The following is a 23,267-nucleotide window of genomic DNA, read 5'->3' as shown; positions in this document are numbered from 1 at the left end:
TGCGGCGGACGCGCGGATTCGTGAACCATCACCGGCATGATCGAAGTGTTCGAACTCACCAAGCGTTTCGGGAGAACCACTGCGGTGGATGGGCTCACCTTCCGAGTACGGCCCGGTCTGGTGACCGGATTCCTGGGCCCCAACGGTGCCGGCAAGACGACAACCTTGCGGATGATCCTGGGTCTGGATCGTGCGACTTCCGGAGAGGTGCGGATCGACGGAGCACCGTACCGACGGCTGCGCGACCCGCTGCGGACCGTGGGTGCGCTGCTCGACGCGGGGGCCGTTCACCCGGGCAGGACCGCGCTGAACCACTTGCGGTGGCTGGCCCGAAGCAACGGGATTTCGATGCGCCGAGTCCATGAGGTGATCGAGCAGGTCGGGCTGTCGGGCATGGTGGACCGGCGGGCCGGGACGCTTTCACTAGGGATGGGTCAACGGCTGGGCATCGCGGCGGCTTTGCTGGGCGACCCCGCCGTTCTGATCCTCGACGAGCCGGTCAACGGGCTCGATCCCGAAGGTGTCCGGTGGATCAGGGGTCTGGTGCGGAGCCTGGCGGCTGAAGGTCGTACCGTCCTGATGTCCAGTCACTTGATGAGCGAGACCGCGGTCACCGTGGACCGTCTCGTCGTCATCGGGTGTGGGCGGCTTCTCGCGGACTCCGGAGTTGCCGAATTCGTCAACACGTACGCGGACGCGGGGGTTCGCATGCGTACGCCGGAACCGTGGCGGCTTCGCACCGTGCTGGCCGACGCGGGCATCGCGTTCACCGACCACGCCGACGGCAGTCTGAGCGCGGCGGCCGCTCCGGGACGGATCGGCGCTCTCGTTGCGGCGCACGCCATTTCGATGCATGAAGTGACGAGGAACGCCGCATCCCTGGAAGAGGCGTTCATGCGCTTGACCGCCGACGCCGTCGAATACCGGGCGGAGCCACTGGAGAAGGCGGGGCGACAAGGGCTGGCGCACGGGCCTGTAAGGGGGAGCCGATGACCAACTCGCCCCGGGCGGTGTTCGCCGCCGAATGGACCAAGGCGTGGACCGTTCGCTCGACCGGTCTGACGTTGTCGCTGGCCTTCGTGCTCTGCGTCGGCACCGGCACTCTCGTCTCGTCTTCCTGGCGCGCCGACATCGACCGCGTCGTCAACTTCGACCCACTGGCCGCCGCCCTGTACAGCATGACTCTCGGGCAGCTCGCGCTCGTCGTCCTGGGGGCCCTGCTCGTCGGCTCCGAGTACTCCTCCGGCTCGATCCGGACCTCGCTGGCGGCGGTGCCGGGGCGCGGCCTGTTCTACGTCGGCAAGGTGCTCGTCGGAGCCCTGACGGCTCTCGCCGCCTCGGCGGTGATCGTCGTAGTCACGTTCCTCGCGGCGCAGGCGGCACTCGGCCCGTACGGCACCACGCTGGGCGCGGGCGGGGTCCCGGCCGCGCTCGCCGGGGCCGTGGTCCACCTGACGTCGGTCTGTGCCATCGCCATGGGGGTCACGGCCATGGCGCGCAGCGCGGCGATCTCGATGGCGGTCCTGCTCCCTGTGCTGTTTCTCGGGTCCCAGGGACTCGGCAACGTACCCGCTTTGAAACCGGTCCTGCGCTTCCTGCCGGACCAGGCGGGAATGGTGCTGATGCACATCGCCGCCCCGTCGGGTGACAGCCGCTTCGGCCCGGGTTACGGTCCGGTGACGGCCCTCGGCGTCCTCCTGGCCTGGACGGCGGCGTCGCTGCTCGGCGGCTACCTGGTGCTGCGCGGACGGGATTCCTGAAGCTCGGTCGCCCTCGGCTCGACCGCGAGTGTTACGGGCACGCTGGGCGGCCCTCTGCTCGGGCGACGCGGTGCACCGGGAGATGCGCTGGACCGCCGGGCAGCTCCTCGAGCTGAGACGCCTCGATGTATTCCATCTCCTTCCCTGTATGCAGCACCCTCACGAGGCGGCGGGATCCGCCGGGGTGGGCCGGGGCGCTGCGCGGTGGTTGGTGGTCAGTAGCCGACGGTGAGGCGCCGGCGGTGATGGCGGGGCTGCTCGATCTCGTCGAGAAGGGCGACGGCGTAGTCCTCGACGGAGATGGTGCTGTCGCCGTTCTCGTCCGTGACGAGGTCGTCGAGGGCGGTCAGGTAGACGCCGGTGCGGTCGCCGGGGGCGATGGTCGCCGCGGGGCTGAGGTTGGTCCAGTCGACGTCGGTGATGGTGCGGTAGTGGTCGAGGGCATCGCCGTGGGCGTGCATGATCTGCAGGAGGAAGTCGGGCAGGCCGGGGGCGTCCCAGACCTGCTTGCCGTCGGGGGTGCGCAGGGAGCCTGCGCCGCCGACGGTGATCAGGCGGGGGGCCCGGGTGCCGAGGGTGCGCAGACCTTCGGTGAGGGCTTCGGCGGCGGGCCGGATGGTGGCGAGGTGGCCGGGGCCGTCGCCACCGCCGACGGCGCTGACCATGACGTCCTGGTCTTCCGCTGCGGCGGTGACCGACCGCGGGTCGAGGACGTCGCCCGTGGTGACGGTCAGGTCGGGGTGCTGTTGGATGAACTTCGCGGGGTCGCGGACGACTGCGGTGACGCGGTGGCCCCGGCGCAGGGCCTCGCGCACGATGGCGGAGCCGATGGTGCCGTTGGCGCCGAAGACGGCGATGTTCGTCATGGGATGTCCTCCGTGGTTCGTGGTGTCGTCGTGCGGTGGGTCAGGTGAGAGTGCGAGTGAGCTCGGCGGCGCCGCCGGCCCGGCGGTCTACGTGGGCGGGGGCGTGTGGCAGCCGGGCGGGGCGGGTGCCTCGGCGGCACCCGCGCACGATGCCGCCTGGGCCGTCGTATGCGGGCGAGCGGTTCACGGCACGAGGACGATGCGTCCGGGCAGGCCGCCCTCGGCGAGTCGTACGTGGGCCTCGGCCGCATCGGTCAGGGTGGGCCTCATGCCAATCACGTGGGCCTCCTGTCAATTCGGCAGCGCCGTCCTCGGCGTGGCATGTTTCTGCCAGATTCGGGGGCGCGGAACCGTATCCTCCTCCCAACTCGCCGAGTAGCGTTCCGAATTGCCGCCGAAAAATTCGGCGCAATTTCATGTTCGTTCCCTGAAAGGAGTCCCCGTGGAAGACCTCGGCGACCTCGAGTTCAACCTCGACGACATTCCGGCGGACGTATTCGAGCTGGCGGACAGCGGCCTCACGGTCGAGTCCCTCACCAGCGGACACGGCCTGGCGGAGAACGGTGCCTCGGCGCCCAGCTGTGGCAGCTCCTGCTCGTCCCTGCCGTAGCCGGCGGGTGGGTGCCGGGAACGCGCGTTCCCGGCACCCACGGGCTGCATCGATCCACGTCAGAGACTGAACGAGGGCTACGGGCAAGGGTGTGGCGTGACTTCGTACGCTGTCGGAACACAGTTCTTCGCACGCGTGGGCGGACTTCCCGCCTCCGTCGTCGACCAGCTCACCCCAGGGCGTGCCTGGCGGCTGGCCGAGCAGGTGCTGGCAATGGACGAAGCCATCGCCACGGATGCCGAAGAATTGAGCGAGATGCTTTTCTCCGTGATCGGTGAACTCTCCGAACCGGCGCTCAGACCGCGTCTGGTGGCGCTGCGTCGGTGCATTCACCGGGGCCGCTTTCCGGCGAAAGGCGAATGGTCCGACGAAATATCGCGATCCCTTCCCTCCGCGGTTTCCCTGCGGGTCCGGGAATGGCTCGACCGTAAACGCCTGCGGGAGAGCACCATAAGCACACTCGCGGCGGCGATGGAGGAGGACGGCGCGGAAGAAGGCAGGAACCTGCAGCGCGTCGCCGCACTTCCCGCGTTCCGGCACGCTCTGTCCCAGGCCAGCCCCGCGCTCCTCGACGAGCTGCTGCGGGCCGAGCGCGACGGGCTTCCGCCGCTCAGGCGACGTACCTCGATCGGGCTGACCAAGTTCGTCTCCCGTGCCGCCACCAAGACGAGTCCGTACAGCACGTTCACCGCCACGGCGGCCGGCCTGTGGCACGAAGATGACACCGAAGGTTCCCCCGCCGCGCCCGCGCTGCTCCCGGAGGGCAGGGGCGACCTGGGGTGCGTGCTCGAACTGGACCGGCTGGTCGTCGAGCAGGTGCTGCGGGCGCTGATGGAGCGCGACCCGGCCGGGGAAGGGCTGAAGGTCCGCCGCAACCCCAGCCTCAGGGAGACCGGCGGCCGCTACACGTTCCTCGGCCGCAGGCCCGCCGAGTCGATCGTGGCCGTTCCGGCGACCCCCGAGATCGCGGCGTGCCTGCGCATCGTCGGCGACGGCTGCACATCCTCGGAGCTCCGGCAGACGCTGGCGGAGCGCGTGGGCAAACGGCCCGAGGACGTGTCGGCCTTCTGCGGTCACCTGGTACGGCTCGGCGTGCTGGAGTACGAGCCGCCCGTCGCCGACCACTCCCGGACCCCGCTCAGCGACCTGATCGCCCACCTCGGCCGCGTCCGGCCCGGCACGCCGCTCCTGCACCAACTCAAAGCCCTGTGCGCGGAGTTCGACCACGGGACTTCACCCGACGACGTCGCCGGTCATCGCGCACAGCAGTCCCGCATCGCCGGGCTCCTCGCGGAGATCGGCGCCGAACTCGGGCTCGACTGGCCGGAGCCCGCCACCCTCGGGAAGATCGCGTTCCACGAGAACGCCATGGTGCCGCACGGGCGGCTGAACGCGTCGAAGACCGCGTGGCGGCCCGTGCTCGACGACCTGGACGTGCTGCGCCGCTGGCTCGGGCTGCACGACCGGATGCTTCCGGTACGCCTGGCACTGGCCCGGTACGCCGAGCAACGGTTCGGCGCGGGAGCGACCGTGTCCTTCCTCGAACTGCACGCGGCGGTCCAGGCCGACCTGGCGCTGCCCGACGACGCGTGCCCCGGCCGGCTGCTACCTCTGCGCCCGTACCTCCAGCTCAGCAGCCCCGTTCCGGCCGACGCGCTGGAGCGCAGCCCGGTGCCCGAACTCGCCCTGCTGCACCGGCTGCGCCAGGAGTCCCTGGCCACCGTGCTCTCGGGGGACCGGGACGGCACGGTCGTGCGTACCGACCCCAAAGTCCTCGTCGAACTGGCCGAGAGCTGGCCGGCCTGGGTGCGCACACCGGCATCCATCGGCTGCTACCTCCAGCTCCTCGACGGCTCGGAGGAGGACGGTCCGCTGCGCGCCGTCGTCAACACCGTGAGCGGCGGATTCGGGAAGGGACGCGGCCGGTGGTCCCGGCTGCTGGCCCAGGCGGGCGGTGAGGCGGCCGGAGCGCGGTGGCCCGGGACCGACGGCGCGGAGGACGGGCCGCTGCTCGCCGAGCTGTCCGGGACCTTCGGGGTCTCGGTCAATCTGCGCGAGCCCGTCGCCCCGTACGAGATCGATTATCCGTACACCGCCGGCACCCGCCCCGCAGGGGAGCGCATCCCCCTCGCCGATCTGGTCGTGCGCACCGACCCGTCCAGCGGGCTGCTCGCCCTGGTGTCCGGCAGCCGGGACCGGCGGGTCCAGCCCACGCACCTCGGCATGATGGCCGATCCGCTGATGCCGCCGGCGGCCCGGCTGATGCTCGCGGCCTTCGGTCAGTCGTATCTGCTGCACCCCAGCCTTTCGCTGCTCAAACCAGCGGCCGGTGCCCGGTCCCCCGAGGTGGAGCTGCTGCCCCGTGTGGAGGTGGGACGGCTCGTGGTGCAGCGGGCCGAGTGGTCGGCGCCGACCGCCTTGGTGCCGGTGCAGCGCCCCGGCGAACCGGACGCGGAGCACCTGCTGCGTCTCGCCCACTGGCTGCGCTCGCACGGCATACCCCGGCGCTGCTTCGTCCGGCTCCAGTCGACCGACGGTGACTGGGTGAGCAGCGTCTTCGCCAAGTCCCGCAAGCCGATGTTCCTCGATCTCGCCAGCGTGTCGATGCTGGCCGTGTTCCGCCACATGACGAAGGGCTTCACCGGCCGGGTCGCCTTCGAGGAGGCGCTGCCCGACCCCGCTTCGGCCACCGACTCCGGCTGGGGTCCGGCCAGGGTGACCGAGTGTGTCGTCGAACTGTCGTCGGAGGGTGGGCGATGAGCAAGGAGGCGTGGGTGGGCGACGGTGGCTGGCTGAGCGCCCATCTCTTCCACCAGGGCGATCTCAGCACGGTGCTGGTGGATCTCGTGGGGCCGCTGACCGGCGAACTGCGCGCGCGCTCGCTCGCCGACCGCTCGTTCTTCCTGCGCTACTGGGACGGCGGCCCGCACATCCGGTTGCGGGTGCTGCCCAGGGACCCGTCGGTGGCCGCCGAGGCGGCCCGGCTGATCGAGGACAGGGCCGGCGCGTACTTCGACCGGCACCCCTCCCCCGATGTGCTCGGCCAGGAGGCGTATCTGCGCTCCGCGCGGGAGATCGGCGCCTGGGAGGGCGTGGCCCCGACGGAGCTGATGTATCCCAACAACTCGGTGCGGTTCATCCCGTACGTCCGCGAGCACGGCCGCTACGGCAGCGGCAAGGCGATCGAGGCGGTGGAGGAGCACTTCACGGAGTCCAGCGCCCTGGCCCTGTCCGTGCTGCGGAGCGAGCCGGGCCGGCACAGGCGGGAGACCGCTGTGCTCTGCTACCTCATGCTGTCCTGGTTCCTCGCGTCCGGCGACGTACGCGCACTGGCGTGGCGGCAGCTCGCCAAGGCGCCGCCGTCCGCCGACGCCGCGCGGGCGCTGTACGAGCGTCAGCGACCGCAGGTGCTGACGCTGGCCGCCGGCATGCACAAGGCGGCACGCGGCTGGACCGCGCTGCCCGCCGGCAGCACGGTCCGGCAGTGGGCCTCCTCGGTGTCGCGGGTCGTGGACGTGTTGCGCACGCACCACCACGAGGGCGATGGCCGGCCGCCGTCCGCCGAGAGCGTCGCCGATCTGTGCGCGCACCTCTTCGCCAACCGCATCGGCGTACGGATCGATGCCGAAGGATCGCTCCGCTATCTGGTCGCCCGCGCGATCACGGAGCCCGCCGCACTCGAGGGGGCATGATGTGGCGCAGCTTTCACGTCCACTACTACGAGCAGGACAGGACGGCGCTGCTCCTGGACGCGGTACGGCCGTTCGTGGAGCGGATAGCCCCTCGGGTGAACGGGGTCCACTATCTGCTGCACTGGCTGCGCGGGCCGCATGTGCGCCTCCAGGTGGACGCCGAGCCCGAGGTGTTCGACGCGCTGGTGCTGCCCGCGCTCGACGAGCTGGTGCGGGGCCATCTGGTCGCGCGTCCTTCGACGGCCGTGGTGGACGCGGCGGCGATGCTCGCCCAGCACGAGCGGCTCGCCGGGCTGGAGCACGAGACGGGTCCGCTCTCCCCGCTGCTGCCCGACAACACCGTCCGTGAGGCGCCGTACGACCGTCGGCTGCACGTCCACGGCGGGCCGCAGGCGGCGGACCTGCTGGCGGACTTCTACAACGAGACGACGCCCTTCGCCTTCGAGATGCTGGAGAAGCTGCGGGGCGGCGGCCAGTTGGCGGCGCTCGCCTTCGACACGATGATCGCTTCGGCGCACGGGCTCTCCGGTGTGGAACTGCGGCAGGGGTTCGTCTCGTTCCGGTCCCACGCGGAGGCGTTCCTGTCCTGGTGGCCGGAGGCGGAGGGGCTGCGGCAGGCCTGGGACCGGCACTACGCGGCGCACTCCGGGCCGCTGGCGGCGCGGGTGCGGGCGGTGCTGCGGGCGGTGGAGGGCTCCGGGGAGGCGGCGGGAGACGGTGCGGCCGGTCTCGTGCCCCGCTGGCTGGCCGCGGCGGGGCCCGTACTGCGGCGCGGGCGGGCCCTGATCGCGGCGGGTGAGCTGTCCATGGACCCGCCGTGGGCGGGCCGGGTGTCGCTGGACGATCCGGAGGTCGCGGAGCTGGCGCGCAAGAGCACGTTCCACAACCACCGGCGGCCGGAGGGCGTCGAGGTGGACCGGCTCTGGTTCGACCAGTACCGGCTGACCCTCAACTACACGTATCTGCACCTGACCCGGCTCGGGCTCTCCCCCGTCGAACGGTTCCTGCTGTGCCATCTGGCGGCCAATGCCGCGGAGGACCTGTACGGGGTGCCCGCCACCGATGTGCCGCTGCCCGCGCCGGGCGAGCTGGTGTTCTCATGAGCGGTGCCCCCGACCGCGCCCGCAGGATCGTCCGGCTGCGCGAGGGAGTGAACGCGGTGCGCACCGCGACCGGCGTCACCGCGCTCACCGCCTGGCCCCACGTCGGCGCCATCGGCCGGCTCTCCGAGGGCCAGCACGCGGCGCTGCGGAAGCTGGCGGCGGACACCGCGCCCGAGGACCTCGCCCCGCTCTGCCCCGCCGGGGAGGCGGTCGAGCTGCTGGCCCGGCTGCGCGCGGGCGGCTGGCTGATCGGCACCGTCGTCGGCGGTGACGGCACCGCGCTGTTCACCACCCGGCACCTGTGGCCGCCGAAGAAGCCCGCCCCGCCCGCCGAGCCGCGTACGCTCTCCCGCTTCGCGGCGGTCCGCCGTGACGGCGACGCCCTCCTGGTCGAGTCGCCCGTGGCCTCCTGCGTCCTGCGGCTGTACGACAGCAGGCTCGTCGAGACGGTCGTCACGGCCGGGGCCGGCGAGCCGTCCCGCAGTGGTCTCCCCGCCGGGCTGGTGGAACTGCTGCTCGACGATCTGGCCGACGGCGGCTTCCTCGCCTCCGCCGCCGAGACCGACACGCTCGGCGGCGCCCAGTGGAGCCCGCACGAACTGGCGTTCCATCACGGCAGCAGGCTGCGGCACGAGCACCGGATGGGCGAGGACTTCGGCGGCACCTACTGGGCGCGCGACACCTTCCCCGCCCCTCCGGGTCCGCATCCCGTGTGGACGGCGGGCGGGATCGAGCTGGCGCGCCCCGATCCGCAGCGGCTGCGCGCCCAGGACCCGCCGCTGGCCGCCGTCATGGAGGACCGGCGTTCCCTGCGCGCGTACGACGAAGCGCGTCCGCTCACCGTCGAGGAGCTGGGCGAGTTCCTCTTCCGTACCGCACGGGTGCGCGCCACCGGCGCGGATCAGGGCCTCGACGTCTCCGACCGGCCGCATCCGGGCGGCGGCGCGGCCCATGAGCTGGAGCTGTATCCGCTGGTGCACCGGGTGCGCGGGCTGGAGAGCGGGCTGTACCACTACGACCCGTACCACCACCGGCTCAGCCGGGTGCCCGCGCGGGCCGGGGAGCTGCGCCGGCTGCTGACCGGGTCGGCGGCCGGGATGACGGGCGACGCCACCCCGCAGGTGCTCGTGGTGCTGGCCAGCAGGTTCGGCCGGCTGGCGTGGAAGTACCGGGCGATGGCGTACGCGCTGACGCTCAAGCACGTCGGCGTCCTTTACCAGAACATGTATCTCGCGGCCACGGCCATGGGGCTCGCCCCGTGCGCCCTGGGGGTCGGCGACTCGGACGCCTTCGCCGCCGCGACGGGGCTCGACGCCCTGACGGAGACCAGTGTCGGCGAGTTCGCGCTGGGCAGCCGACCCCGCGCCGCGCACGAGGAGACCGGATGAGGCCCAGGATCGGGGACGACGTCCTGTTCGCACCGCTGCCCGACGGGGTGGCCCTGCTGGGCGAGGCGGGCGAGCTGACGCTGAAGGGGGCTCATGTCGCCGCCCTCGTGGAGCGGCTGGCCCCGCGGCTGGACGGCCGCCGCACGGTGGAGAAGCTGACCGCCTCGCTGCCGGACGAGCACCGCACGGTGGTCGCGGAGCTGATCCGCGTCCTGGCGGAGCGGGGGCTGGTGGCGGACGCGCACCGGCCCGCTGCGGAGGGCGCGCGGTTCGCCGGGGCGACGGCGCTGGTCATCGGGGCGGGCCCGGTGGCCGATGCCTGTGTCCGGGCCCTGGCGCACAGCGGCGTCGGTGAGGTGGTCGCGGCCGAGCCGGACGCCGGGGTGCCGGAGGGCGCCGCCCTCGTCCTGCACCTCTTCGGCCACGGGGAAACGCCCGTGGCCCGTCGCATCGCCGAGGACTGCGCCGCGCGCGGCATCCCGCTCGTCCAGGTGATGCTCGGCGAGACATGCGCGCTGATCGCCCCGCCCGACGGCATCGACTGGGAGGCGGTGCGGCAGCGCATGCTCCCCGCCGAGCGGCACACCTTTCAGGAGGCGGCGGGGCGGCCCGCCGCGACGGAGGCCGCCTGCCGGGTCCTCGCCGCCCATCTCGCCCTGCGCCTCCTCCGGCTCGCGGAGGCCGGGGACGCGCACGGGGACGCGCGGCTCGCTTGCTTCGACCTGAACACCCTGGAACTGTCCCGGCACCACGTCCTTCCCACGCCGCCGCCCGGTGCCGGACGGCCGCGCTCCGCGGCCGGATTCGAGGAAGCGGTACGGGTGTTGCGCGACGGACCCCGCTGCGACGAGGAGGAGTTCTCCGCCCGTGTCGTGACGGCCATCGACGCGCGGTTCGGGGTCGTCCTCAGCCTCGGTGAGGACGACCTTCCCCAGGTGCCGCTGCGCCGGACACGTGCCGTCGTCGTGAATCCGGCATCCTCCGGGCGCACGGTCACCGTGTCGGCGTGGGGCGCGGATTTCGCCACGGCCCGGCACCGCACCGCATTGCGGGCGCTCGGTGTGCACCGCGCCCTGTCCTTCGACGCGCCGTGGGCGTGGGGGCTGCGGCTGCGCGACGACGTGGCGTGCCGGGTCGACGCGTCCGCCCTGGAGGCGGCGCCGGTGGGCGTCGGCCTGGACTGGCCGGAGATGGTCGCCGACGCGCTGCTCGCCCGCTGCCGCCAGGAGCTGATCACCGGCGCGGGCGCGGGTCCGGGCGCCGCCGCGAGGCCCCTCGTCGGCGTCCGCGTCCCCGCGCCCGGCCGGGAGGAGGACCGGGTCGCGGCCCACCGGCTGCGGCTGCTCGCCGTGCTCGGGCTCGACGTGCGGCTCCTGGATCTGACCGCGGCAGCCGGGGTCCCGGCCGTCGCCGCGGTCGTCGGCGGGTCCGTGCTCGGTCTGGTGTGCCGGGCGCGCCGCGCCGAGGCCGTCCGCGACGTCCTGGCGGAGCTGATCGTCACCGTGCAGTCGGGGCAGGACGCTCCCGCCCTCCTCACCGGAGTCGGCACCGCCGACGGCCCCGCTCCCGCTGCCGATGACAAGGACGTGGCCGCCGGTGCGGTCGCCGCGCTGCGGCGCTCGGGCCGGGAACCCGTGCTCGTCCCGCTCGACCATGATCCGGCGCTCGGCCGGATTCTGCCCTGCGTCGGAAAGGTCGTACTGGTCGATGCGTGAGAGGCTTCCGGTCCGGGTCATCGGGGAGGGCGTGCTCCGTACCGCTGTGGACGCCGCGCTGGGCAAGCCGGAACCGCCCGCGCCGGGCGTTCCGGCGGCCCCCCTGGCGGTGGTCGTCGTCTCGGACGCCTGGGAGCCCGACCAGGCCGCGCGGGCGGGCCGCGTCTCCGTGCCCCTGCTTCCCGTCAGGACCGAGCCGGGTCATGTGGTGATCGGGCCGCTCACCGCTCCGGGCACCCCCGGCTGCTGGTCCTGCGCCGATCTGCGGCGGGACCGCAACCATCCGGGGCGGGCCGCGGTGTTCGCCCGGCACCGGGACGTCCTGGCCGGGCGGCCGTCGTCCGCGCTGACCGGTTTCGCCGCCGACGCCGTCGGCGCGCTGGTCGCCGCGGAGATGGCGGCGCTGTCCGACGGTGGCGTGCCGCGTACCAGGGGGGCGTTCCTGCGGGTGGCTCTCACCGATCTCACCGTGCGCACGCACCGGGTGCTGGCCGACCCGCTCTGCCCGTGCTGCGGCGAGCTGCCCGACGACACCCCGGAACGCGCCACGATCGTGCCGCGGCCACGGCCGAAGCCCCACCCCGGCGCGTTCCGGCTGCGCTCGGTCACGCGCGAACACCGCTCGCTCCTCCACCACTTCGTCGACCCGGAGTCCGGTCTCATCGGCGAGGTCCGGACCGGTGACGAGGGCGGCCTGCCGGTCGCCCGCGCCCCGCTGGCGATGCGCGGCACCACGGCGGAGGAGGCCGGCTGGGGCCGGAGCGACAGCTACCGGGCCAGCGAGCTGACGGCGGTCCTGGAGGCCGTCGAGCGGTGGGGCGGGCTCCAGGCCGGCGGGCGGCGCACGACCGTGCGCGGCTCCTACCGCGCCCTGCGCGAGGACGCCGTGCACCCCGCGTCGCTCGGACTGTACGGCCCGGAGCGCTACGCGGAGCCCGGCTTCCCCTTCGTCCCCTTCCACGAGGACCTCGAACTGCGCTGGGTGTGGGCCCACTCCTTCGCCCGCGACCGCGCCGCCCTCGTGCCGGAGGCGTACGCCTACTACGGCGCGCACGTGCTGCACCGGGACGAGCCGAGGCTCGCGTACGAGATCTCCAACGGCTGCGCGCTGGGCAGTTGTCTGGAGGAGGCGATTCTCTACGGGCTCCTGGAGGTGGCGGAGCGCGACGCGTTCCTGATGGCGTGGTACGGCCGCAGACCGCTGGCCCGTGTCGATCTCGCGTCGGCGCGCGACCCCCGGGTCCGGCTGCTGGCCGCGCACCTGGAGGAGGAGACCGACCGTACGGTGACCGTCCTGGACACCACCGTCGAGCAGGGCGTCCCCTGTGTGTGGGCGATCGCCGTCGACCGCACGAACGACCCCGGCCGGGCCAGGGCGCTGTGCGCCGGCGGATCGCACATCGACCCGGAGCGGGCGGTGCTCAACGCACTGTGCGAGCTGGGACCGATCCTGGCGAGCGTCGACCGCGCCTTTGCGGGGCAGCGGGCGCGGGTGTCGGAGATGGCGGCGGATTCCGGGCTGGTGCGGACGATGGGCGACCACTCGCTGCTGTACGCGGACGCCTCGGTCTTCTCCCGGCTGGAGTTCCTGTTCGCGTCGGGGCGGAGCGTGGCGCTGCCCGACATGGCGCGGCGCAGTGTCCCCGTCTCCCCCACCGACCTGACCGAGGACGTCCTGCGGACCGTGCGCCGGTACCTGGAGACCGGACTGGACGTGCTGGTCGTCGACCAGACCACCCCCGAGCAGGAGGGGGCGGGGCTCTCCTGCGTCAAGGTGATCGTCCCCGGCGCGCTGCCGATGACCTTCGGCCACGGCATGCGCAGGGTCGATGGCCTGCCCCGGCTGTTCGAGGTGCCCCGGCTGCTCGGTGATCCGGCTCCGCCGGCGTCGGCTGCGGACCTCAATCCCTTCCCGCACCCGTTCCCCTGACGGGCCCCGGCCCCAGATCCGCGCCATCCGTACGAGAGGGACCAGGAACCGCCCGATGACCACGACCGGTGAGCACGCAGCAGTCGCCTACCCCTTCCACCCGCCGCGGGGGGTTCGCATCGATCCCGAGTTCGCCCGGCTGCGCGGCGAGCGGCCACTGGCCAGGGTCACCATGCCGTACGGCGGTGAGGCGTGGCTGGTGACCCGGTACGAGGACGTCAGGACCGTGCTGGCCGACAGCCGGTTCAGCAGGGCGGCCACGCTCGGCGAGGACGTGCCCCGGCTGGTGCCGCTGGTGCAGCAGGTGTCGAGCATCCTGACGATGGACCCGCCCGATCACACCCGGCAACGACGCCTGGTCGCCAAGGCGTTCACCGCGCGGCGGATGCGGGAGCTGCGTCCGAGGGTGGAGTCCTTCGTCGGGCAGCTGATCGACCGGATGGTCGCCAAGGGCTCCCCGGCCGATCTCGTGGCGGCGCTCACCCGTCCGCTGCCGGTGCTGGTGATCTGCGAGCTGCTGGGCGTGCCCTTCGCCGAACGGCGGCTGTTCTACCTGTGGTCGGAGGCGATGCGCTCCACCGGGGCCGACGCGGTCGCGAAGATGCGCAGGGCGGGCCGGCTGCCCTGGGACTACCTCGCGGAACGGATCGCCGTCGAGCGCGAGAACCCCTCCGACAACCTGCTGGGCACCCTGGTCCGGGCTCGGGACGACGAGGACCGGCTCAGCGAGCAGGAGTTGGTGAGCTTCGCCGTGACGCTGCTGCTGGCGGGCCATGAGACGACCACGGACGAGCTGGGCAACTTCGTCTACACGCTGCTCACCCATCCGGAGCACCTGGAGCGGCTGCGTACGGAGCCGGACCTGCTCGAACCGGCGGTCGAAGAGCTGCTTCGCTTCGTGCCGATCGGGACGCTGTCCGGTTTCACCCGGATCGCGACGCGGGACGTACGGCTCGGTGGCGGGCTGGTGCGGGCGGGCGACGCGGTCGTGGTGCAGGCGGACTCGGCCAACCATGACGAGTCGGTGTTCGAGGACCCGGAGGAGCTGGACTTCGACCGGGTCAACAACCGCCATCTCGCCTTCGGTTACGGTCCGCACCGGTGCCTGGGGGCGCAGTTGGCGCAGATCGAGCTGCAGGCGGCGATCGGGGCGCTGGTCACCCGGCTGCCCCGCCTCGCGCTGGCCGTGCCGGAGCACGAGGTGCCGTGGAAGCTGGGGCGCTCCGCGCTGGGCCCGGAGGCGCTGCCGGTCACCTGGTAGCTCCGAGGGCTCGGACGACCTCCGTCACATGGGTCACGTACGCCTCGGCCAGGGTGTGCGCGTCGGCGGCGGGGATCGCGTCCTCCCGGTAGCGCAGCACGCCGCCGACGGCGGGGTGCGGCCAGAGTTCCACGGTGAGCTCGGGTCCGGCGTTCGCCGAGGGCACCCGAATCAGCTCGGCGTCCGCTTCCCCCAGTCGCAGTGCGGCGGGCGGCAGTTCCTCCTGGAGGAGGTACGCCTGGAGCAGGGGGTGGCGCCGGTATCCGGCGGGGAGTTCGGGCATGACGGCCCCCATCGGCACCAGGGGCGGCCGCATCGCCGTCCGCAGTTCGGCGGCGGCAGCGGTGGCCAGCTCGGCCGGGGTCGTGGCCGTGGCGGGCAGCCGCAGCGGGAGCAGCCCCGCCATGCAACCGATGAGCCCGCTCTCGTCCTCGGTGTAGCGGCCGCTGACCGGGACGGCCACCGCCGGGTCGGGGGCGCCCGTGTAGGAGCGCAGCAGCATGACGTAGGCGGCGTAGAGGACCGACATGGCCGTGCCCTGGACGGTGGCCGCCGCCGCACCCACGTCCGCCAGCAGCCGTGCGTCGATCGCGAGGGGCACCTCGGCGGCGGGCCCGGTCCACGGCAGGCCGGTCCGCGCGAGGGGGAACGCCAGCTCGGGGGCGTCGGCCATCCTGCGGCGCCGGGCCCAGATCGCCTTGGGCATCAGCTCGCGGTGGCGCGCGCGGTGGGCGGCGATGATGCGGAAGTACGAGGGCGGCGGCGCCGCCGAAGGTATCCGCCCATCGGCCAACTCTGCGTACACACTGGCCAGTTCGTCGCTGAACAGGCGCGCCGACCAGCCGTCGAAGAAGATGTGGTGGGCGCTGATCGCCAGGACCGCGTCGTCGCTGCCCGCCACCGGGAAGAGTTCGGCCCTGATCGGGCTTCTGGCCGCCAGGTCGAAGGGGCGCATCGCCGCAGCGGTGGCCGCGCTCTCCGCGGCGGCCAGGTCGGCGCTCGTACCGTGGCGCCGCAGCACTCCCCCGGCCTCGCTCGCCGGCAGGACCCGGACCGAAGGCCGGTCGGGGTCGTCACCGAACCGGACGCGCAGCACTTCGTGGCGGGCGACGAGGTGGTCCAGGGCGGCGGCCAGCAGGGCGGGGTCGGTCTTGCCGCGCAGCCGGTAGACCACGGGCACCACGGCCTCGTCGAGGCGGTTGCCCCCGCGCATCGCGGTCCAGAAGCTGCCGAAGATGAACGGCAGCTCCTTCGGCACGTACCCGGTCTCGGGGCCGGGGTCCGGCTCCGCCGCTCCCCCGTCGTCCGGTGTCCGGGTGGCCGGCGCGCCGGCCAGGATCGCGGCGATGCGGCGCGGCGTGCGGGCCCGGAAGATGTCCGCCGGGCCGATGTCCCTCGCGTGCAGCCGGCCGAGCCGGGTGGCCAGGCGCATCGCGGTCAGCGAGGTGGCGCCCCGGTCGAAGAGGTCGTCGCCGGGGCCGACGGGGTAGCCCAGCAGTTCGGACGCGACCGCGCGCACGGCTTCGACGGGCCCGTCGCCGTCCGGCCCCCCGGCCCGTGTGCTGGCGTCCGATCCGTCCGATCCGTCCGACCCTCCGGCCGCCACGCCCGTGTCCGGCCCGTCCGACCCCCCGGCCGCCGCGTCCGTGTCCGCCTCGTCCGGCCCGGTCCGCGGCCCGGCGTCGGCGCGCGCCGCCTCCCGGTCCGCCACGAGCGCGGCGAGGGCTCGCTGGTCGGCCTTGCCGTTCGCCGTGAGGGGGAACTCTTCGACGGCGAGCAGCAGATCGGGGACGAAGCCGGCGGGCAGCGCGGCGGCCACCGCTTCCCGCACCCGCGTGGGCGGCACCGCGTCCTCGGGCGCCGTGTCGCTCCGGTAGAACGCCGCCGTCCTGGTCACGTTCGGTGCGCCGAGCGGCAGCCCGAGCACCACGCAGCGCCCCACTCCGGGCACCCGTTCGATGATGCGCTCGATCTCCTCGGGCTCGATCCGGAGCCCGCGCACCTTCAGCTGGCGGTCCACACGGCCCGCGAAGAGCAGTTCGCCGTCCGGCCCGATCCTCGCGAGGTCGCCGGTGAGGTATGCCCGCACCGGGCTGCCGTCCGTATCGGCGATCGTCACGAAGCGCCGGGCGGTCTGCGCGTCGGACCCCAGGTAGCCGAGGGACACCCCGTCGCCGCTCACGGCGATCTCGCCGGTCCGGCCGAGGGGAACGGTACGGCGCCGCTCGTCCAGGAGGTGAATGTCGGTGTTGGTCACGGGGGTCCCGATGGGCACCTCGTCGCCGGCCCGGTCGGCGCGGGCCGACCAGAGCGTCGTGTTGATGGTGTTCTCGACGGGCCCGTAGGCGTTGACGAGCCGGAGCTCGGGGTGGGCAAGCAGACAGCGCCGCACATGGTCCGCCGAAAGGCGCTCGCCGCCGACGAAGAGCAGGGCGAGCCCCGCGAGGGCTCCGGGGTCGTCGTCGACGAGCATGGCGAAGACGGGCGTGGCCGCGGAGAGGACGGTGACGCCGTCGCGGACGAGTTCGCGCAGGCGCGCGCCGGTGAGGTACGTGCCGTCGAAGAGCACGCAGGTGCCGCCGTTGATGAGCGTCACCCACAGTTCCAGCGCGAAGACGTCCCAGGCCATCGAGGAGAGCTGAAGGGACGTCAGAGGCCCGTCGTACAGGCGCCGTACGTCGATCGCGGTGCGTGCGACACCCCGGTGCGGGGCGAGTGCCGCCTTCGGGGTGCCCGAGCTGCCCGAGGTCAGGAAGACGCAGAACGGGTCGGTGCCGCTGCCGGCCGGCACGGGGGCGTCCGGAGCATGGGCCGCGCTCGCCGCGCGCAGTTCCCGGATCCTCCCCGGGGTGAGGGAGTGCGCGGCGCCGGTCTGGCTCACCAGCTGGGCACACCGGGCCTCCGGCCAGTCGGCCGGCGCGCAGGCGTAGACGGCACCCGCCTTCAGCAGGCCGAGGAGGGTGATGACCGTGTCCGGGGTGCGCTCGGCGCGGACGACCACCACGTCCCCGGCTGCGACGCCCTGGGCGGTGAGGACGGAGGCCATCCGGTTGGCCTCGGCCACCAGTTCGCCGTGGGTGAGCGTGACGTCCCGGTGGCGCAGGGCCGGTGCGTCGGGGCGCTCGGCCGCGACCCGGTCCAGCAGGATCTCGATGCGGTCTCCCCCGGTGTACGGGGCGCGCGGGCCGCGCAGGACGGACGGTGCGGGGGTGGCCGGGGTCTCGGTTTCCTCCATGGCTCGCACACTAATTGGATGCACCGGACTGGCGTGCGGCTTTCGTCTCAACTCGCGTGTTGGGCCAGGTGAACGGAGCTGACGGACAAGCAAATCCTGCACCGCCTGGACGACGCCTCCCTTCCCGCCGTCCGTCACGGCTCCCGGCGTCACGCCCGGCGGGACAGGGCCGTACGGAGAGCCGCGCGTACCCGCGGGGCGTGGCGACGCCACCAGGCGGCGATCCAAAGCGCCTGGAGTCCGACGAGGATCGTGATCGTGGTCACCGCGTCGGCCACCGCCGCCCAGCCGGACGGGCCGGCAAGGGTGTGCAGGGCGCGGGCCAGCAGCGCGAGAGTCACCCGGGTCACCACGAAGTAGGCCAGGACGAGCGACGCGGCGGAGCCGGCCACCATCACGCACGCGTAGCCGCGGACGACACGGCGTTCGGACGCCCGCAGTCCGGCCAGCGGCTGCCGGTCCGCCCCGGCCGCGGGCCGTATGCAGCGCAGGGCGAGGTGCCGTACGTAGACGCTCGCCTCCCGGTACAGGTTGCGGCGCCGGAGCAGGTCCTGGAGCAGGAAGTACACGTCGGTGCGCATGAAGATGAGCAACTCGGTCGCCACGGCGAAGAGTTTGGTGAGTACCACGACCGCCAGGAGGCGCTGGGGGCCGGTCGCCGCCTGCACCAGCACGCAGCCGCCGGCCAGCGCGAGGTCCAGCGCCATGCCCGACAGGTAAACGGTGAACCGGGTGCGCCGGTCGCACAGCCACACGCCCGAGACGTCGGTCTGCATGACGAGGAACTGGAGCCGGGTGCCGAGCCGGATCGTTCCGGGGACGCCTGCGGCCCGCGCGGTGATCAGGTGGGCGAGTTCGTGCAGGAAGAGCAGGGCCCAGGTCAGCGCGGCCTGTCCGGCGAGCACCACCGTTCCCTGCCCGCTCCACAGGACGTCCTGCCAGTGCGGCCGCAGACGCGGATCGGATACGGCCGCCGCGGCGCCGGCGGCGGCCAGGAGCAGGAGCGCGGCGTGCAGAACGGGGCTGAGCGCCCAGCGGACGTGGACGGCACGCAGCCGGGGGAACGACGGCCGGACCGGGGGCGGCGAGTCGACCTCCCTGCCGCCGATCCGTCGGACCAGTCCGAGCGCGGCGAGGGAGGCCACGAAGGCGTCAACCGCTGTCCGCCGGCCCGTCTCCTCCTCCACGCGGCGCGCCGCCTCGGCGGTCGACAGGCCCTGCTGGAGCAGGCAGATGGCGCGGGCGCCGTGGGCGGGGACGGCCACATGGGTCCCGGTGTCGACTCGGCCGACAATCCACTCGCCGCCGTCCTCGCGCATGCCCAGTGGGTGGAACTCCACAGGCTGCACCGGCCCGTTCACCGGCCCGCTCCCTCTCTGGCGGGCCGGGGCGCGGAGCAGTGCGGGCACCCGGGCCGGGGAGGGTGACGTACGAGGACGACGTCGTCCGGGGCGATGAGGTTGATGCCGCGCAGATAGCCGGGTGGAGTCCGGGACACACCGGTGAGCAGGGCGATGATCTCGTACGCCACGAGGTTGCCGGAGATTCCGGCGGACGGGCCGATGACCCCGTTCCCGCCGAGCCGGGGGGCGGGGCCGCTCGGGAGCCGGGCTTCCTCGGCTGAGGCCAGGCACGGGAAGCAGGGGCCCCCGGGGGCGAAGACGCCGACCGAGACGAACGGACCGTCGTAGCCGCCGCCGACCCAAGGCACCCCGGTGTGCGCGCAGACCTGAGTGGCCCACTCCCGCAGGGACCGGGCGTCGGGTTCGTCGGCACACAGGGCCAGGACGTCGTAGCCGGCCGTCACCTCGGCCAGGGCACGCGGTCCGTCCACCGCGCGTGCCTCGTGGGTGACCGTGATCTCGGAGTTGACGGCGCGCAGGCGCCGGGCCGCGGTGAGGGCCTTGGGCCGCCCGAGGTCGTCCTCGGTGTAGAGCACCTGGCGGGCGAGGTTGGCCCGGTCGACGGTGTCCGGGTCCACGCAGTGCACCCGGCCGACCCCGGCGGCGGCGAGCGCCCAGGCGGCGTGGCTGCCGGTGCCACCGAGGCCGAGGACGACGACACCGGCCTGCTTGAGGCGGAGTTGGGCGTCCCACCGGCCGGGGCGCGGACGGAGGTCGGCCATCCGGAAGAACTCCTGGTTGCGGCGGTACCGGTCGCGCTCGGACGGGCTGAGCAGGCGGTCGTCCTCGGCGGCGGCGTCCTCGACGTAGCCGGTCGCGACCAAGGCGTCGACCAGGCATGCGGCCTCGTCCGGGGTCAGGCCGGGGCACCGGTCGGCCAGGTCGCGGACGAGTTCGGCGCTGGTGCGGGTGCCGTCCATGAGACCGAGGGCGGTCCACACCCGGCCGTGCGGATCACGGATCTCGGCCGCGAGTCCGTAGACCCCGCCGCCGATCCGCACCGCGCCGTCGTCGGTCCGGTAGGGCAGGTGCTCGTCCTTGACGTTCGGACGTCGCATGAGGGCTCTCCCTGGAGGCGGGCCGGGGCCGCTGGGAGGGGATCCCACCGGCCCCGGCTGGAGCGTCAGTTGTTCACCGACTTGGTGCCGATCGTCTCGATCCGGTCGAGGACGCGGATCTCGATCACGCCGGTCTCCGCCTCGCGCGGGACCGGGGGCACGGCGGTCTCTTCGTGGAGCTCCTTCTCGTTGGTCATCCAGCTCACCTCCTTTCGGCGTCGGTGGTGCCCGGAGCCGGGACAGGCTCCGGGAGTCGCGGGTCCGGCGGTCGCCGGAACGGGGTGCGATCGTTCGAGCCCGCTCCCGGCCCTCGGGAGATGCGCAGCAGGACCCGGCCGAGGACGAGGTGGTCCGGGCAGAACCCCCAGTGGCGGGAGTCCTCGCTGTGCTTGCCGTCGCCGAGCAGCAGCACGGTGCCTTCGGGCACGGTGTCCCGGTCGCGCAGCCCCGAGGAGGAGCGGAGCCGGTCGGGGACGCGGTCCCCGGCGGTGGCGGCGACGCGCTTGACGACCCAGTCGGCGCGGTCGGCGGCCGGCCGGAGCGCGGGCTGGCCGGCCCAGCCGACGGCCCTGGGCGCGGGGGCGATGACGATGTCCCCGGTGCGCGCCGGAGGGCGGGCCCGCCGCCGCGTGTGCGATCGCGGTCGGGGGCGCGGCAGCGGCCGTACGACCAGCAGCCGGTCTCCGGGCATCAGGGTCGGCGCCATGCTCCGGCCATCGACGGTGATGAGGTACAGGCGCCGGCTCAGCAGACGTACCGTCAGCGCCGAGGCGCCGGCGAGTGCCACGGCCGCGGTGCCGGCGACGGCCGCGAGGCCGGGGGCGGTGAGGCCGGTCATGGAGGGGCCGCCTTTCGTGGTGGGTACGGCCCCGTGGCGGGGCGCGGTCGGGTCGGCTCCGGGCCGTACGGCCTTGGGCCGGGCGGTCAGCGGACGGTGTCCGCGTAGCCCGCTGCCTGGAGCGTGAACAGCCGGTGGTACGTGCCCTCGGCGGCCATGAGAGCGGAGTGATCGCCCCGGGCGGTGATCACCCCGTCCTCCAGGACCGCGATGGCGTCGGCGTCCTTGACGGTGCCGAGCCGGTGCGAGATGAGGAGGCGGGTGGCGCCCTCGGACTCACGCAGCAGCTGGTCGTGGAGGGCTGCCTCGGCCTCGGCGTCGAGCCCGGAGCTCGGCTCGTCGAGGATCACCAGATGGGTCCGGCGTTTCATGAGCCCGCGTGCGACGGCGAGGCGCTGCCACTGGCCGCCGGAGAGGTGTGCGCCCTGGCGGCGCTGCGCCGCCGCGTCCCCCGCGAAGAAGATCCGGCTCAGCAGGGTCTCGTAGCCGTCGGGCAGGGCGCCGAGAAAGTCGTCGGCGCCCGCCTTGCGGGCCGCGGCGCGCACCGCCGGCCGGTCGTCGAGGCGGTTGAGGTCGCCGAGGCCGATGTTCTCGGCCGCCGTCAGGTCGTAGCACATGTAGTCCTGGAAGATGGCGCCGACGCCGCGTTGGTAGTCCTCGGCGGGCACGGTCCGGATGTCGCGGCCGCCGACCAGGATCGTGCCGCGGGTGGGCCGGTAGAGGCCGCTCAGCAGCTTGACCAAGGTGCTCTTGCCCGCGCCGTTGACTCCGACCAGGGCCAGCGAGCCGCCCGCTGGGATGGTCAGGTCGACGCCCCGGAGCACCCAGTCGCCGTCGTCCCCGTAGCGGAACCACAGGTCTTTCACCTCGATGTCCCCCTGGAGGGGCACTCGTTCAGGAAGGGTCGGGACGTCGGAGGCCTCCCGGCCTTCGGCGTCCCGCACCAGGGACAGGGCGGCCGTCCGGCCGGGGCCGGGGTCCGCGTCCGTGATGGCGCGGTAACTGCCGAAGGCGAGTAGGGACTTGTAGCCGTCGCCGATCCCGGTCGCGATCTGCAGAACCGCGCCCTGCACGCCGGCGGCCGCGGCGATGAAGACCGACAGGTCGCCGATGCTCAGCGCCCCGGCCGCCGCGCGGGCGGCCGACCAGACCACGGACGCTCCGACGATCACGGCGGACAGCACCGACAGGGCAGCCTGGCGCTTCAACTGACGTGTGTCGAAGCGCTGTTCCTCGCGGTGGATCGACCGGGTCTCACTGTTCATCCGCTCTCGGAAGAAGTCCCCGAGCCCGAAGACGCGGACCTCCTTCACCGCGTCGATGCTGGTGATGAGCATTCGGTAGAACACCTCGCGCCGGGACGCCTGAACGGTGTCCCCCTCCAGCCGGATCTGCTCGCGGGAGGAGATCAGCCGGCTCAGGAGGACCGGGAGTGAGGCCGCCGCGAGCAGGAGGAAGATCACGGGGCTGATGGCCCACAGGGAGCCGAGCAGTCCGACGGCGACGAGTACGCCCTGGAGCGTGGAGAGGCAGGCCCCCAGCAGCACTTCGGGCGAGGTGGTGCTGGCCTTGAGAGCGAGCTGGACGTGGTCCATCGACCGCGGGTTCTCGAACCAGGAGATGTCCCGGATGCCGTCGAGGGCGCGGAACAGCCGGTCGCGCATCCAGAGCCGTGCGGCGCGCTGGGTGATGGACTGGCAGTGGCGGGCCAGCTGCGGCGTCAGGGCGGAGGCGACACCGAGCAGCGCGAGAATCGATGCCTGCCAGACGATGCCGGCGGTGGTCACACCACCCACGATTGCATCCAGAAGGCCTTTGGTGGACCAGGCGACCGCCGTCGGCACCAATCCACCGAGCACAGTGAAGGAGAGATATCCGAACGCGGGGAGCGGGGCCGCCGAGAATGCGACGCGCAGAATGAGGAACGGGACGGCCAGGTCTCTGCGCGATGCACGCCGGCGCGCGCTCGCCGGTCCATTCGGACGCTTCTCGGAACTCACTTTTGAATTCACCTTCGAGATTGTCGGGGTCGCGGCCCCGGCGGCCGGACCCGATCGAAGGGACCGGGCCGCCGGGGTGTCACGTCATCGCGATTTCAGAGGCAGCTGACACTGCCGTCGCTGTAGCGGCAGCACTCGTGCACGTCGATCTGGCCGGCCAGGCCTCCACCCTCGTACCAGCAGTAGGGCGCGAGCTGTGCGGAGGCCTCGGCGCTGGGGAGCAGACGGCCGAGCATGCGGTCGGCGACCGCGGAAAGGGTGCGGGAAAAAGACATGGGTATACCCGTTCTCGATATGGGAATGACTACTCAAATCCGAAGGTCGAATTACCTCGGACGACTTCGAACGAGGCAGATACAAGCCTCTCGATGCCGAGGTTGTCAAGCGTTCGTTTTGGCTGTCCTGATT

Annotated in this window: 18 protein-coding genes; 10 read left to right on the top strand and 8 right to left on the bottom strand. The window is 73.1% G+C overall.

The genetic code is table 11. The features are described 5' to 3' along the window. The first annotated feature begins 36 nt into the window (after positions 1–36). Entirely contained in the window at positions 37–993 is a 957-nt protein-coding gene (locus tag AB0L33_RS05030) for an ATP-binding cassette domain-containing protein (RefSeq protein WP_365677742.1), read from the top strand. After that, the gene (locus AB0L33_RS05025) at positions 990–1,760 is read left to right on the top strand and encodes an ABC transporter permease subunit (RefSeq protein ID WP_365677741.1); all 771 of its coding nucleotides are present in this window, start codon (positions 990–992) and stop codon (positions 1,758–1,760) included. Before AB0L33_RS05030 ends, AB0L33_RS05025 begins: the two co-directional genes overlap by 4 nt. A 215-nt stretch (positions 1,761–1,975) precedes the next feature. Here AB0L33_RS05025 and AB0L33_RS05020 read toward each other — a convergent pair whose 3' ends face one another. Beyond that, on the bottom strand, positions 1,976–2,626 hold the full coding sequence (locus AB0L33_RS05020; protein WP_365677740.1) for an NAD(P)H-binding protein: 651 nt from the start codon (positions 2,624–2,626) through the stop codon (positions 1,976–1,978). A gap of 442 nt (positions 2,627–3,068) precedes the next feature. Here AB0L33_RS05020 and AB0L33_RS05015 point away from each other — a divergent pair, with 442 nt between their 5' ends. The 8 genes from AB0L33_RS05015 (at position 3,069) to AB0L33_RS04980 (ending at position 14,325) form a co-directional block, all read left to right on the top strand. Further along, complete coding sequence (locus AB0L33_RS05015) at positions 3,069–3,236, top strand: thiomuracin/GE37468 family thiazolyl RiPP peptide (protein WP_147972290.1); 168 nt, start codon at positions 3,069–3,071, stop codon at positions 3,234–3,236. A 471-nt stretch (positions 3,237–3,707) separates the two neighbouring features. Next, on the top strand, positions 3,708–5,996 hold the full coding sequence (locus AB0L33_RS05010) for a lantibiotic dehydratase (protein WP_365677739.1): 2,289 nt from the start codon (positions 3,708–3,710) through the stop codon (positions 5,994–5,996). Beyond that, complete coding sequence (locus AB0L33_RS05005) at positions 5,993–6,928, top strand: thiopeptide-type bacteriocin biosynthesis protein (protein ID WP_365677738.1); 936 nt, start codon at positions 5,993–5,995, stop codon at positions 6,926–6,928. The genes AB0L33_RS05010 and AB0L33_RS05005 overlap by 4 nt, the downstream gene beginning before the upstream one ends. Next, the gene (locus tag AB0L33_RS05000) at positions 6,925–8,031 is read left to right on the top strand and encodes a thiopeptide maturation pyridine synthase (RefSeq protein WP_365677737.1); all 1,107 of its coding nucleotides are present in this window, start codon (positions 6,925–6,927) and stop codon (positions 8,029–8,031) included. The genes AB0L33_RS05005 and AB0L33_RS05000 overlap by 4 nt, the downstream gene beginning before the upstream one ends. Next, a complete protein-coding gene (locus tag AB0L33_RS04995; protein WP_365677736.1) occupies positions 8,028–9,419 on the top strand; it encodes a SagB family peptide dehydrogenase in 1,392 nt (463 codons plus the stop codon). The genes AB0L33_RS05000 and AB0L33_RS04995 overlap by 4 nt, the downstream gene beginning before the upstream one ends. After that, the gene (locus AB0L33_RS04990) at positions 9,416–11,134 is read left to right on the top strand and encodes a hypothetical protein (RefSeq protein ID WP_365677735.1); all 1,719 of its coding nucleotides are present in this window, start codon (positions 9,416–9,418) and stop codon (positions 11,132–11,134) included. The genes AB0L33_RS04995 and AB0L33_RS04990 overlap by 4 nt, the downstream gene beginning before the upstream one ends. Then, complete coding sequence (locus AB0L33_RS04985; RefSeq protein WP_365677734.1) at positions 11,127–13,064, top strand: TOMM precursor leader peptide-binding protein; 1,938 nt, start codon at positions 11,127–11,129, stop codon at positions 13,062–13,064. The genes AB0L33_RS04990 and AB0L33_RS04985 overlap by 8 nt, the downstream gene beginning before the upstream one ends. Positions 13,065–13,119: 55 nt before the next feature. Then, positions 13,120–14,325, top strand: a complete 1,206-nt coding sequence (locus tag AB0L33_RS04980) for a cytochrome P450 (protein ID WP_365677733.1) — start codon at positions 13,120–13,122, stop codon at positions 14,323–14,325. Here the strand turns inward: AB0L33_RS04980 and AB0L33_RS04975 are convergent. The 7 genes from AB0L33_RS04975 to AB0L33_RS04945 all read right to left on the bottom strand — a co-directional run bounded on the left by AB0L33_RS04975 (position 14,315) and on the right by AB0L33_RS04945 (position 23,134). Continuing rightward, positions 14,315–17,560 carry an AMP-binding protein gene (locus AB0L33_RS04975; protein WP_365677731.1) on the bottom strand — a complete coding sequence of 1,082 codons (3,246 nt, stop codon included), beginning with the start codon at positions 17,558–17,560 and terminating at the stop codon, positions 14,315–14,317. The genes AB0L33_RS04980 and AB0L33_RS04975 overlap by 11 nt on opposite strands. Before the next feature lie 149 nt (positions 17,561–17,709). Further along, entirely contained in the window at positions 17,710–18,921 is a 1,212-nt protein-coding gene (locus tag AB0L33_RS04970; protein ID WP_365677730.1) for a hypothetical protein, read from the bottom strand. Beyond that, entirely contained in the window at positions 18,918–20,021 is a 1,104-nt protein-coding gene (locus AB0L33_RS04965; protein ID WP_365677729.1) for a ThiF family adenylyltransferase, read from the bottom strand. Before AB0L33_RS04965 ends, AB0L33_RS04970 begins: the two co-directional genes overlap by 4 nt. Positions 20,022–20,086: 65 nt before the next feature. Then, complete coding sequence (locus AB0L33_RS04960) at positions 20,087–20,218, bottom strand: hypothetical protein (RefSeq protein ID WP_365677728.1); 132 nt, start codon at positions 20,216–20,218, stop codon at positions 20,087–20,089. A 5-nt stretch (positions 20,219–20,223) separates the two neighbouring features. Continuing rightward, positions 20,224–20,859, bottom strand: a complete 636-nt coding sequence (locus AB0L33_RS04955; protein ID WP_365677727.1) for a S26 family signal peptidase — start codon at positions 20,857–20,859, stop codon at positions 20,224–20,226. An 86-nt stretch (positions 20,860–20,945) separates the two neighbouring features. Further along, positions 20,946–22,718: an ABC transporter ATP-binding protein gene (locus AB0L33_RS04950; RefSeq protein ID WP_365677726.1), complete on the bottom strand. Its 1,773-nt coding sequence runs from the start codon at positions 22,716–22,718 to the stop codon at positions 20,946–20,948. A 236-nt stretch (positions 22,719–22,954) separates the two neighbouring features. Further along, complete coding sequence (locus AB0L33_RS04945; protein WP_365677725.1) at positions 22,955–23,134, bottom strand: hypothetical protein; 180 nt, start codon at positions 23,132–23,134, stop codon at positions 22,955–22,957. Between the last annotated feature and the right edge of the window lie 133 nt (positions 23,135–23,267).

The sequence above is a fragment of the Streptomyces sp. NPDC052299 genome (assembly GCF_040679335.1).
GTDB lineage: Bacteria > Actinomycetota > Actinomycetes > Streptomycetales > Streptomycetaceae > Streptomyces.
Note: the sequence above shows the minus strand (reverse complement) of the source record. Positions and strands in the feature narration are given on the sequence as shown.

What these genes read in the sequence shown, in the direction of transcription:
- AB0L33_RS05025 (WP_365677741.1), top strand. Translation starts at nt 990, where the DNA reads ATGACCAACTCGCCCCGGGCGGTGTTCGCCGCCGAATGGACCAAGGCG.
- AB0L33_RS05020 (WP_365677740.1), bottom strand. Translation starts at nt 2,626, where the DNA reads ATGACGAACATCGCCGTCTTCGGCGCCAACGGCACCATCGGCTCCGCC.
- AB0L33_RS04995 (WP_365677736.1), top strand. Translation starts at nt 8,028, where the DNA reads ATGAGCGGTGCCCCCGACCGCGCCCGCAGGATCGTCCGGCTGCGCGAG.
- AB0L33_RS04975 (WP_365677731.1), bottom strand. Translation starts at nt 17,560, where the DNA reads ATGGAGGAAACCGAGACCCCGGCCACCCCCGCACCGTCCGTCCTGCGC.
- AB0L33_RS04955 (WP_365677727.1), bottom strand. Translation starts at nt 20,859, where the DNA reads ATGACCGGCCTCACCGCCCCCGGCCTCGCGGCCGTCGCCGGCACCGCG.
- AB0L33_RS04980 (WP_365677733.1), top strand. Translation starts at nt 13,120, where the DNA reads ATGACCACGACCGGTGAGCACGCAGCAGTCGCCTACCCCTTCCACCCG.
- AB0L33_RS04965 (WP_365677729.1), bottom strand. Translation starts at nt 20,021, where the DNA reads ATGCGACGTCCGAACGTCAAGGACGAGCACCTGCCCTACCGGACCGAC.
- AB0L33_RS05005 (WP_365677738.1), top strand. Translation starts at nt 5,993, where the DNA reads ATGAGCAAGGAGGCGTGGGTGGGCGACGGTGGCTGGCTGAGCGCCCAT.
- AB0L33_RS04945 (WP_365677725.1), bottom strand. Translation starts at nt 23,134, where the DNA reads ATGTCTTTTTCCCGCACCCTTTCCGCGGTCGCCGACCGCATGCTCGGC.
- AB0L33_RS05010 (WP_365677739.1), top strand. Translation starts at nt 3,708, where the DNA reads ATGGAGGAGGACGGCGCGGAAGAAGGCAGGAACCTGCAGCGCGTCGCC.
- AB0L33_RS04960 (WP_365677728.1), bottom strand. Translation starts at nt 20,218, where the DNA reads ATGACCAACGAGAAGGAGCTCCACGAAGAGACCGCCGTGCCCCCGGTC.
- AB0L33_RS05000 (WP_365677737.1), top strand. Translation starts at nt 6,925, where the DNA reads ATGATGTGGCGCAGCTTTCACGTCCACTACTACGAGCAGGACAGGACG.
- AB0L33_RS04990 (WP_365677735.1), top strand. Translation starts at nt 9,416, where the DNA reads ATGAGGCCCAGGATCGGGGACGACGTCCTGTTCGCACCGCTGCCCGAC.
- AB0L33_RS04985 (WP_365677734.1), top strand. Translation starts at nt 11,127, where the DNA reads ATGCGTGAGAGGCTTCCGGTCCGGGTCATCGGGGAGGGCGTGCTCCGT.
- AB0L33_RS05030 (WP_365677742.1), top strand. Translation starts at nt 37, where the DNA reads ATGATCGAAGTGTTCGAACTCACCAAGCGTTTCGGGAGAACCACTGCG.